Consider the following 10,006-nt stretch of genomic DNA (forward strand, 5'->3'; position numbering starts at 1 on the left):
CCTACTTCAACCTTCCGCCGCTCCGCGTGGCGGCCTAATCTCGGCAGAGGCTCCACTTATCGACGCGGAAAGTCTGTTCAGACAAGCGGGACCAGCTCTGCGTGAGAGATCGCAGAAGCGGCCACAGTCGGCGGCCGTCTTATAGGCAACGAAAGCCGAGTCTCGCCGCCAATACTGCAAACTCACCGGCGAGCACATACAACTACAACGGCCGATTGGTGGGTTGAGCATCCTCAGCGCTCGTCATAGCGTGCAGGTGCCTTCGCTACGACTGCAAGTCACTTCAAGCGCAAAATCACTCATCCAATTTCTTGCTCAGTTCAGGATCGAGTTTGTTCCGATCGATAGACTGATAGAATGTAATGGGTCTGCATTTTCCCTCAAAATCCGCAAGTACGATTGCCGTCCACGGGCTCGTGGTGTCGCCCGGACCCTCGCGGAGCTCCGGCATGACCTTGCGAGCAGCGATCACATACCAAGCGCGACCAGCCGATGCGGCCTTCGCAGCCGCAGCGAACTCATCCAATATTCCGCGCAGGTTTTTGCGCATTTCTTCTTCAGTGTCCCCGCGCAGGTATTTTCGAGACGACTTTCCCGCCTCTCCGTACTCATGATGAATGTTCAACTGCAGTCGGGCATCGTCCACTTCGATCTTGGTCACCCGTATCGCCGCTCCGCCTTCGCGAAGATAGTCCCGCACCCGGACATCGCAGGCCAAAAACCTGTCCGTGGGTGGCTGACCGACGCTAGCTGCAGGGGGGATCGCGGCAGTCCGGGTGTTCTTTTTTCTAGAAGTAGCATCCGCAGGCATCGTGGCGACGGCGGCGCTGAGAAGTGCCGCGGCAAGCACGACTGGAAGAGGGGTATTCATGGGTGCGCTGCCAATGCTCTGCTTCTAAAACGCACAGACCACAGCGTTAGTTCCGCGGTCCGGAACGGTGCGCGCTCAACCGTAGATGATCTCTTCGTGGGCGATGTAATCGGCCGCAAAGGCTTGGACCGCCCGGATGTTGTCAAGGGTCCTCCGCCCGAAGGCTCACGGGGCACGTGGCGACCAGCGGCGTCGCTAGTGCTCTTCGCAGGTCTCTGGAAATCAAAATACCCACGTCGCTGGCCCCCTCTTGAATGACCGCATCTCACCGCGGCCAAAGCGAGTTATCGGGAACTTTTTCCTCCAAACAGCCTTGTTTATATTATTCTACAAAAACGGGACCATACGGAGGCGGCTTTTCGACCGTTGGCAGGTCATGGACTCGATTCTCATCAAGATCTTCGCCACGGCGCTTGCCTTCAGCCAGGTCACCACCCGTCCGGATGGGGTCAAGACCGAGTTCGATGCGGTGCGCGACCGCTCCGAGGTGGCGCAGCTTTTGGGTGCTGGCTGCGCCCACATGCGCAAGGCGTTCGACATCGAGGACATCAACCTGGACGATCTGATTGCCACTGCCATGGATGACAGGGAGGCGTTGAACAGCGAGATCAAGGCGCTCAAAGGACTGAATCTGGCCGACCTCCACGTGGCCTACAGACAGTTCTGCAAGGTCGAAAACGTGGAAATATCTCCGGTCGATCTTGGTCAGGTCATCGCCTTCTACAACAGCGCGGTCAAGGACCTGCCCGACGCGGCGCAGCTTAAGGACCTCAGGCTTCCTGGCACCAGCGAAGTCCTCGACAACAAGAGCGAGCGCCTTGCCGAGATTTACGCGCCGAACAACCGCCGCATCTCGGTCAAGCTTGCGGAAATCCCGGAAGCGGTGCGCAACGCATTCGTCGCCGCCGAGGACAAGCGTTTCTTCCAACACGCAGGCGTTGACGAGCGCGGACTGGTCCGCGCCTTCATCAGCAACTTCACGCATCCGGGCCGGGCGCAGGGCGGATCGACCATTACGCAGCAGGTCGCCAAGAACCTGCTCGTGGGCAACGACATCACTTACGAAAGAAAACTGCGCGAAATGATCGTTGCCTCGCGGATGGAGCACGCCCTGACCAAGGCGGAAATCCTCGAGCTCTATCTCAATTCGATTTATCTGGGTCGCGGAGCCTGGGGCATCGAAATGGCGGCACGCAGCTATTTCGGCAAATCAGCCAAGGCGCTCTCCGCCGTCGAGGGCGCGCTGCTCGCCGCGCTCGCCAAGGGGCCGAACTACTTCAATCCCGACCACTACCCTGAGCGCGCGCGCGAGCGCCTTGGCTACGTGCTGGGCCGCATGAAGGACGACGCCATGATCGACGCCGCCGCAGCGCAAGTAGCATTGCCGCAACTCGTCGAGTACCGGCAGACGCGACGGGACTTCGGCTTTCACTTCGTCGATCACATCGCCCGCGAGGCAAAGGTGGCCGCGGGCCTCGATACTCTCACCAATTCCTCCTACACGGTGCACTCGACCGTCAACTCGGCCTTGCAGCGCGTAGTCGAAGCGACATTGCAGGAAGGCCTCGCGCGGTACGAGCTGAACACCGGTCGTTACAAATTTGACGGACCCGAGGCGAACATTTCCGATACGGTCCGTCTGATTGCGGCAGACTCGAGGGTCACGGAACCGGCTTGGCTCGTGGCGTTGAAGGCGACGCGACTACCTCTCTATGACGTTCACTGGGAATCGGCGGTCGTCCTGGAGAATGCGCGTAGCAAGCGCGGCCATGCGATCAACGTCGGTCTGACCGACGGAAGAATCTTGCCCCTGAACACCTGGAGCGCCGCGATCCAGCGCGGCCTCAAGCCGTACGATGTGGTCTACGTCCAGCCGCGCGAAGCCAAGGGCAAGGAAGCGGCGCGAGCCGATCTGCGTATTCGACCGACCGTGCAGGGAGCGGCGCTCGTACTCGGGAACGAAACCGGTCGCATTCTCGCGATGGCGGGCGGCTTTTCGTATCCGGCAAGCCAGCTCAACCGCGTCGTCCAGAGCCTGCGGCAACCCGGCTCCACCCTGAAGCCGCTGACCTACCTCGCCGCGCTTCGGAAGGGATTGCAGCCCAACACGCTGGTGATGGACGAACCCATTACGCTGCCACCGATCGGCGCGACGGTCTCCGCTCGCCAGCGCGGTTTCTGGTCGCCGAGGAACTACGATGGCGGCGCTTCGGGCGCCATTACACTGCGGCGCGCACTGGAAAACTCCCGGAATCTCGCCACCGTGCAACTACTAGCGTCCGGTCTCGACGACAGCGCCGAGCACGGCCTCGACCGGGTCTGCGACGTCGCGATGGAAGCGCAGCTCTACAAAGAATGCACGCGACACTACCCCTTCGTGCTCGGTGCCCAAGCAGTGCGGCTCATCGACCTTGCGGCGTTCTATGCAGCGATCGCCAACGAAGGCGCACGGCCCCAGCCCCATGCGATCGAAACGATCGAACAGGACGGCCGCCCAATCTACCGGCACGATCCGCATGCGGTGTCCTGGATCGGCCTCGCCGACCGCGCATCGTTTTACCAGTTGAAATCAATGCTGCAGGGCGTGCTCGCGCGCGGAACCGCACGCGTTGTAAAGCATCTCTCGCCCTATGTCGGCGGCAAGACTGGCACCACTGATAATTCGGTGGATGCCTGGTTCGTCGGTTTCACAAATGACGTCACCATCGCCATCTGGGTCGGCTATGACAACAGCGACGGCGTGCGCCGCACGCTTGGGCCCGGCCAGACCGGATCAAAAGTGGCGCTGCCGATGTTCGAGCCGATCGTGCAGGCAGCCTGGGAGTTGCACGCTCCCAAGACGGCGTTGAACGGCCCTTCGCGCGAAGCCATGCATCAGCTCGTTGCTCTGTCGATCGATCCCTATACCGGCGATCCCTCACCGGCCGGCTCCGGCCGCGCTTTCACCGAGTATCTCAAGAGGGATCCGTCGGGCAGAATCGATGATACGCAATTTCGGATCGTCTCGCGTGCAGAAAGCTACGCCTATCGTGGCGGTCGTGACGACGACGACGGGCCATTCCAGCAGTGGTCCCACGACAACCGCCAGTACGGCGACAATCGGCTGCCCCTTCCATTCCCGACCTGGCGTCTTGGTCCGCGCGAATATCCCACCTGGCGCGGACCTCCCGATGACGAGGACCGACTCCCGCGACCGCCGCTCCGAGTCGATCCCGATTATTTCTGGCGGCGGCTGAATTGAGCATTGACGCCATGAGATTCCGCCGTGCCGCTGTCCTCATCGCCGCCTGCGTGGCCACTTTCACGGGCGCGGCCGCGCAGGAATTCCAGCTGGAAGACGTGCCCGCAGCCGCCGGTTTCCCTATCGCACAGATCAAGCCGCGCACGGTCATCTTCGCCGACCAACGCAACGACAAGCTCGCCGATTCCTCGACCGGGCTCATTCCTTTCGACGATTGGGCCCGCTCACATCCGGTTCAGCGGCGCTTCCTCTCGCTCTTCCCGGGCTTCGTTGAGCCCACGCTCAACCAACAAACGAAGCTGAAGCTCTCGGTCTACCAGGCGGAGGCGCGGTTTCGACTTCCAAGACCGGCAGCGGCATTGGATCTGTCGCGGTATGCGAATGTCGCGTTCCTCGAGCAGATCGATCCGGCAGTCAAGCACCGACCGATCACGGCGGGCGATGCTGTTCCCAACACTGACGTGGCCGCCGCGCACAACCGTCCACCGGATCGCCGCTGGTGCGAGGATGCGAAGGCGATCTGCATGCAGTCCCGCTACATGTTCGAAGGGAAAATTCCGGCGGGCATTCAGCTTGCCAACAAGCTGCGCGAGGAGAGCAAAAAGCCCATTCCGGATTTCATCGAGTTCCAGAGTGAGATCATGTTGGTAACGCAGCCGCAGCTTGGCGAACTGCCGAGCCTGACAGGGCTCGACTCCACAGTCACCAGCGCGCTCGAGCAGAACATCTTTTGGGTCAACCAGGTCATCCAGTTCGGCAAGCTGCTTGCGGTTCTGCAACAGCATCCGACCGAGCGGGAAGCTGCCATCGCGACGGTCTACATCCTGATTGCCGTTAGGAACGACGTGCTGAACAAGCAGAGGGAATACATCAATACTCCCATTCTGCGGAATCTCGTGCCCGCGCAACTGCTGATGGGCAAGAGCTCCTTCAACAGCGGCGATTCCTTAAGCGCCGGCCTGCCGAAATACGCCAGAAGCCGCGTCAAGGCGATCGCCGACATGATGGAGCGGGAATGAGCGGATCGTGTGCGGCGACGAATGGCCTGGCAGCCGCTCATCCTTCACGGTTTGCTTCTTGTTCTCCTTCCACTCCTCCAAAACTTCGTCGCGGTCCTCTTTGGTGCGCGCAACGTCGGCCCGGATCATCGCATTCACCGCCTCAAGCTGTTTGCCGAGGCGGTCAAGGCGGTGCATTAGCATCACGGCTATTCCGATGATGATGCCGACCGTCCAAATTTCCATCCTGCAGCCCCACGTGCTTGTTCGCCGCATTTGGGACTCATAAGGTCTAGCTCGCAACCAATAGGTGCAGTTATCCCCTGCGTTCCTGTTGCTTTCCACAGTCCAAATGTGCAGGTTTCGGCGCTGTCGTTTAGCTGTTTGGGGCAACAGAAATGTTCAGACGAAAGAAAGCGACCGGCGACACCGTACAAATGCAGCAAGTCTGTTGGGATGATAAAACGCAGGCATTCTTCGCCGGACGAGACCACTTCGACGTCTATATTACGAGCGTTATGAGACGGGCTGGATTCGGCAGAAGCTCAAGCCACGACCTAGGCCGAGAGCAAGGCTATGAAATATCGGGTCTGATGACATTTCCGAAGTACCTTCTTGTCGAACTTAAGTTTGATGACGACCCGAAGGAGTTCGGGACGTGGTTTTACCACACCTACGACCGTCCTGACGGGCAACATCGCCTACCATTCTTGGAAATCTGGCTGAGTGATGTCGATTACGCAATTCGCCAAGCGATTGCGAGTGCTCATCGCGCAGCCCTTGTAAGCGGGAGTAAACGGTCGCTGGTCAGGCTTTGGAAGCGCAAAGGCGACGGAATTTTCACGACCGAAGAAGCAAAGCAAGGCTGGTCATGTGAAAGTCGCTATCCAGTGACTGGTCTGCTTGTCTGGGACCAGCTCGAGTCGGCAGGGCTTCCAAATTGGGCGGTGCCATACTCTCACGAAAGGTTCTCGACCGATAGAATGCCACAGTGGTACGACCTCAAGCTAGAGTAGGATGCCGCCGTTTACACCGCATGACACCGCACGACCAACAGCGCTTCGCCAAGCTGATCTCCGACTTTGTCGAGAGCTGCAACTTCGAGCGGCCGTTTCATCTGGTCGTGCTCGACGCGCGCGGCTCGGCCAGCGTCACGCGCTACGGCTTCCACGGCATCGAACAGGTTTGCAGCGGACCATCGCGCACGAACCGGGCTGCGCATGATTCCGCCGCTGGTGGTGACGTGCATCAGCCCGGAAGGGATCGGCCGGTCGGCCAAGATCGAGATCGTGGCGGCGCCGGTGACGATGCAGCGATGGTTTAAATAGCCCTGTGAATAACCGGGACAAGCCTCCCGATCCTCACGTTGCTACCCTGCATTGTGTCAGCCTTGAGCCTCGCGAATCAACCTTGAACCCCGCCATAGCGGAGACCCGGATGCTTGGACGAAGGACCCTCTTCATAATTGGCGCGGGCGCTGGTTTCGATATTCAAATGCCTATGGGCGACAAGCTCGCCCGCTGGATCGCAGAATATGTCAAAATCAGCTTCGAGGACGGATACCGCAAAAAAGAGCGGCAATGATCTTACGGCGGAAGCACTAAAACTGCTCGCTCGGCGAGACGATCCCCGCGCGGATCCGAACCCCTACTATCACGCTGGCCGACAAATCTCTGAAGGACTGGTCGGCTGGTCTTCGTCAATTGACGGCTATTTGAACCGCCATCAAGACCAAGAGCTTGTGCAGCAGTGTGGCAAACTCGCCATCGCGCAGGTCATTCTTGAGAGTGAGAACGGTTGCGATATGTATGTCGATCTGAGTGCGCCACACAAGCTCAGTTTTCGCGATGCGGCAAAAGTTCGCCACTCGTGGTTTCAACAACTTTGGTCAATTCTCGAAGCCGGCATCATAAGGAGCAAAAACCTTGAGAGTATTTTTGACAAGCTCAACGTGATCACATTCAACTACGACCGGACTCTTGAGAATTTCCTTTTTATGGGGATGCAGCAGGCTTACCACCTTCCGGAAAAAGACGCCGCCGCCATCATAAATGCGAAGCTAGATATAGACCATGTGTACGGACAAGTCGCAGACTTGCCGTGGCAGAATAAAGGTCATGGCCTTGCGTTTGGCCGAAAGCCCGACGCTTGTGACTTGGTCCCGCTTTGGAATCGCATCACTACTTTTAACGAGGAAATTTCTGACGCGCAGATTTTGACAAAGCTGGCGAACAAGGTGTCCAACGCAGAACGGATCGTTTTTTTGGGTTGTCACTTCCATGAGCAGAACATGAAATTGTTGCGTGCCGCGCTACCCGCCAGGGGCGGCGATGTCAGCATTTACGCAACTGCGCTTCAGCGCTCCAGTTCAGCGCTTATGGAGATCGACAGCCAAATTCGCGAAATGCTTGCTCCACGCGGAGGGGGTTGGCACGTTCACATAGATAGCCGCTGGGACTGCAAAGAGTTGTTCAGGGAGTTCGACACTACGTGGTCCCGAAAATGAAACGGTGACATGCATCAGCCCGGACGGTTGCGGCCGTTCGGCCAAGATCGAGATCGTGGCGGCGCCAGTGACGATGCAGTGAGGGTCTAACGGCCCTGTGAATAACTGGGACATCCTCGCGCTCTTCCGCGTGGTCAACGGCTACGTCGGCAACTTGCAGCCCATGCCCGGCGCCTTCCGGCCTATCCAGCGCCGGTGATACGCAACACGGAAGCCGCGACCTAGATGACACTGATGCGCTGGGGCATCAGTTATCACCCCGCGCGGTTTGGCGCCAAGACGCCTTCGGCCGATAGTGCGACTGCGAATACTCATGCTGTTAGCCCCCCGATGAAATTCGAAGTGAGACGAATTGCGACACTAAGCAGCAGCTAAGTTCATTGGCAGTGGCGGAGCCGTCCTTCAGCTGCTCTGAGAGCGCGGCAGCCGCCAAATGCTCCCAATAGTCGGCCTCAGCGAGCAGCTTCCAGCTTTTGTCTGGATGATACGCGGCGCTCTGTCGGCACAACAACGCCATCGCGCGCAAGCGCTGTACGGTTTCCATTCCAACCTCCCTGTTTTTCTCCACCTTAATTTTTGTTTTTGCGTCAGCGTCATTATGATTATGACCTAGAACGATTTTAATGGTTTTTCCGACAGCTATCGGGCAGTTGATGGCGCGTTTGCTGCGTATCGATTTTCGGTTTGGCTTCACATCGGAGCGACTGCGCTACCACCTCAGTTCGCGGCCGCTCCCGTTGCGAGAGGCTCTCGGCCGAAGGAATTGTAGCGCGGCACGTCTTTCTCACCCGACATCAATGACCCGTTGGGATGAAGTCGGGGCGCTATACTGAAGCGGCACGTGGCTCTCCTGCGCGACATCGATCGCTCATTCCGGCGGTAGGAGAAAGGCCGATGGCCGCTGCACATCGCGGGCGTGGCGTGGGTACCGGCAAGAGAAAGAGGCCGCCCGCAGGCGGCCTCTTCGCGTGGTCAGCTCTGCGGCTGCTCCACGCCGGGCGCTTGGGCGCTGTCTTCAGGCGCCTCTTCGCTCTTGGATGACAGATCGGCGGCCTTAGAAAGAAGGCCAGCCGCAACGTTTGGATTGGTGGTTGCCTTGGCAAACTTCAGAAGGGTGGCGGCTTGCTCCGCCAGATATTTTTTACCGGCCACCACTTCACCTCGTTACGTCGGCAGTGTCTTGGCGATGACTCTTTCAGCGGTACTTAGTTCCGGGAGGTCCATAAATGCACAGAAGGATTTGGTTCCTCCACGCGAATCAAGCGATGTTAGCAGGCCGGAACCTAGGGGCTAGAGTCGCTGGAGCGATGGATCAGTCGCGCTACCCGCTCGTGAGACGGTGGACATCGGAAGAGCATGAACGCCTGTTGGCGATGGCGGCGGCGGGCAGTCGACCGGACGAGATCGCCCGCGCGCTGGGCAGAACAGAACCGGCCGTGCGAGTCCGCGCGCATCTCCACAACATTCCGTTGCGGTTAGTAACGCAGAACAGACGCAGCTAATGCGGGCAGTCGTCTTGCGCTCGCCTCTTGAAGCGCCGGGCGATCCAGTCGGCTCCTGAGGGCCGAGCGGAAATCTCGTGATCGGCCAGAGCATTGAGTCGAAATCAGTATTTCGCGACGCGCAGCCCGATGGTTTGCGCTTGAACCGCAGCAACAACTGCGCTTCGATGTCGTAGCCTCATTAATTTCCTCTGCCGGATTTAGCCGGGCGTTTTTCATGAAGTTCTTTTTGATCGCGGTCGCCATCTGGCTGCTGCTCAACGTGCTCTATGTTCTGGTCGTCATTCCAGCGCGAAAGGGGCGCTTGCCGCCACCCCTTGTTCGGGCAGTAGCTGCCATCAGACGGCTCATCAACGAAAGACGTCGACCTCCCTGAAGGGGGGACGGTTAAGTCCACCATTGGCCCTTGGCCGACTACCTAGGGCGAACTGGCCATGTCCGGTCTTGAAGACCGGGCGAGGCCGGACCCGGAAAGGTCTACGGTCCTCGCCATTCTAGGCAGCTCTTTTGATAGCAGAGACCATGTCCGGATATCGAAGCCAAAGTGGCCGGGCGTAATCCGAGCCAACACCGCTTCTGTTCGACACGTTGGAGATAGCGTTTGGGGATGATGGAGCATGTTGCACGCCTTAATCAGGCGGGAGCGTTATAGAACTCTCAGTCACCCGTAGTTGCCGTGGTGGGCGGTGATGGAACCACTGTGGCACCTCCGCTGCGTTCGGCGCTGGTCAATATTGCTCACATCCCCAAGGAATTTAACGTGTCGTTAGTGAATTGGGTCGCCGCTAGTCTTACTGAGTCAGAAAGTCGCGATCTTTGATCCTGGAATTGCTGGTATTTTCGGGAGATTCGTTTTTCGGCATGGAGAGCTGGGATGGGTCACCCAAG

Annotated in this window: 9 protein-coding genes and 1 pseudogene; 7 read left to right on the plus strand and 3 right to left on the minus strand. The window is 58.8% G+C overall.

The features are described from left to right. Positions 1 to 295: 295 nt before the first annotated feature. A complete protein-coding gene (locus IVA82_RS23870) occupies positions 296 to 871 on the minus strand; it encodes a hypothetical protein (RefSeq protein ID WP_247493585.1) in 576 nt (191 codons plus the stop codon). Positions 872 to 1,247: 376 nt separating this feature from the next. Here IVA82_RS23870 and IVA82_RS23875 point away from each other — a divergent pair, with 376 nt between their 5' ends. The 7 genes and pseudogenes from IVA82_RS23875 to IVA82_RS23905 all read left to right on the plus strand — a co-directional run. After that, the gene (locus IVA82_RS23875) at positions 1,248 to 4,112 is read left to right on the plus strand and encodes a transglycosylase domain-containing protein (RefSeq protein ID WP_247391505.1); all 2,865 of its coding nucleotides are present in this window, start codon (positions 1,248 to 1,250) and stop codon (positions 4,110 to 4,112) included. Between the two features lie 11 nt (positions 4,113 to 4,123). Then, positions 4,124 to 5,131, plus strand: a complete 1,008-nt coding sequence (locus IVA82_RS23880) for a hypothetical protein (protein WP_247391506.1) — start codon at positions 4,124 to 4,126, stop codon at positions 5,129 to 5,131. Between the two features lie 21 nt (positions 5,132 to 5,152). Next, positions 5,153 to 5,311, plus strand: a complete 159-nt coding sequence (locus IVA82_RS23885) for a hypothetical protein (RefSeq protein WP_247391508.1) — start codon at positions 5,153 to 5,155, stop codon at positions 5,309 to 5,311. 197 nt (positions 5,312 to 5,508) lie between these two features. Then, positions 5,509 to 6,126 carry a hypothetical protein gene (locus tag IVA82_RS23890; RefSeq protein ID WP_247391509.1) on the plus strand — a complete coding sequence of 206 codons (618 nt, stop codon included), beginning with the start codon at positions 5,509 to 5,511 and terminating at the stop codon, positions 6,124 to 6,126. A 20-nt stretch (positions 6,127 to 6,146) separates the two neighbouring features. After that, positions 6,147 to 6,434: a hypothetical protein gene (locus tag IVA82_RS23895; protein ID WP_247391510.1), complete on the plus strand. Its 288-nt coding sequence runs from the start codon at positions 6,147 to 6,149 to the stop codon at positions 6,432 to 6,434. Positions 6,435 to 6,644: 210 nt separating this feature from the next. Next, positions 6,645 to 7,616, plus strand: a complete 972-nt coding sequence (locus IVA82_RS23900; RefSeq protein WP_247391511.1) for a hypothetical protein — start codon at positions 6,645 to 6,647, stop codon at positions 7,614 to 7,616. 97 nt (positions 7,617 to 7,713) lie between these two features. Next, positions 7,714 to 7,823: pseudogene (locus IVA82_RS23905) on the plus strand (SOS response-associated peptidase); the annotation flags it as partial. Between the two features lie 112 nt (positions 7,824 to 7,935). Here IVA82_RS23905 and IVA82_RS23910 read toward each other — a convergent pair. Both IVA82_RS23910 and IVA82_RS23915 read right to left on the minus strand, forming a co-directional pair. Further along, complete coding sequence (locus IVA82_RS23910) at positions 7,936 to 8,160, minus strand: hypothetical protein (RefSeq protein ID WP_247493586.1); 225 nt, start codon at positions 8,158 to 8,160, stop codon at positions 7,936 to 7,938. A 428-nt stretch (positions 8,161 to 8,588) separates the two neighbouring features. Then, positions 8,589 to 8,768: a hypothetical protein gene (locus IVA82_RS23915; protein WP_247391514.1), complete on the minus strand. Its 180-nt coding sequence runs from the start codon at positions 8,766 to 8,768 to the stop codon at positions 8,589 to 8,591. Positions 8,769 to 10,006: the final 1,238 nt, after the last annotated feature.

This window comes from Bradyrhizobium sp. 142, from assembly GCF_023074015.1.
Classification (GTDB): Bacteria; Pseudomonadota; Alphaproteobacteria; order Rhizobiales; family Xanthobacteraceae; genus Bradyrhizobium.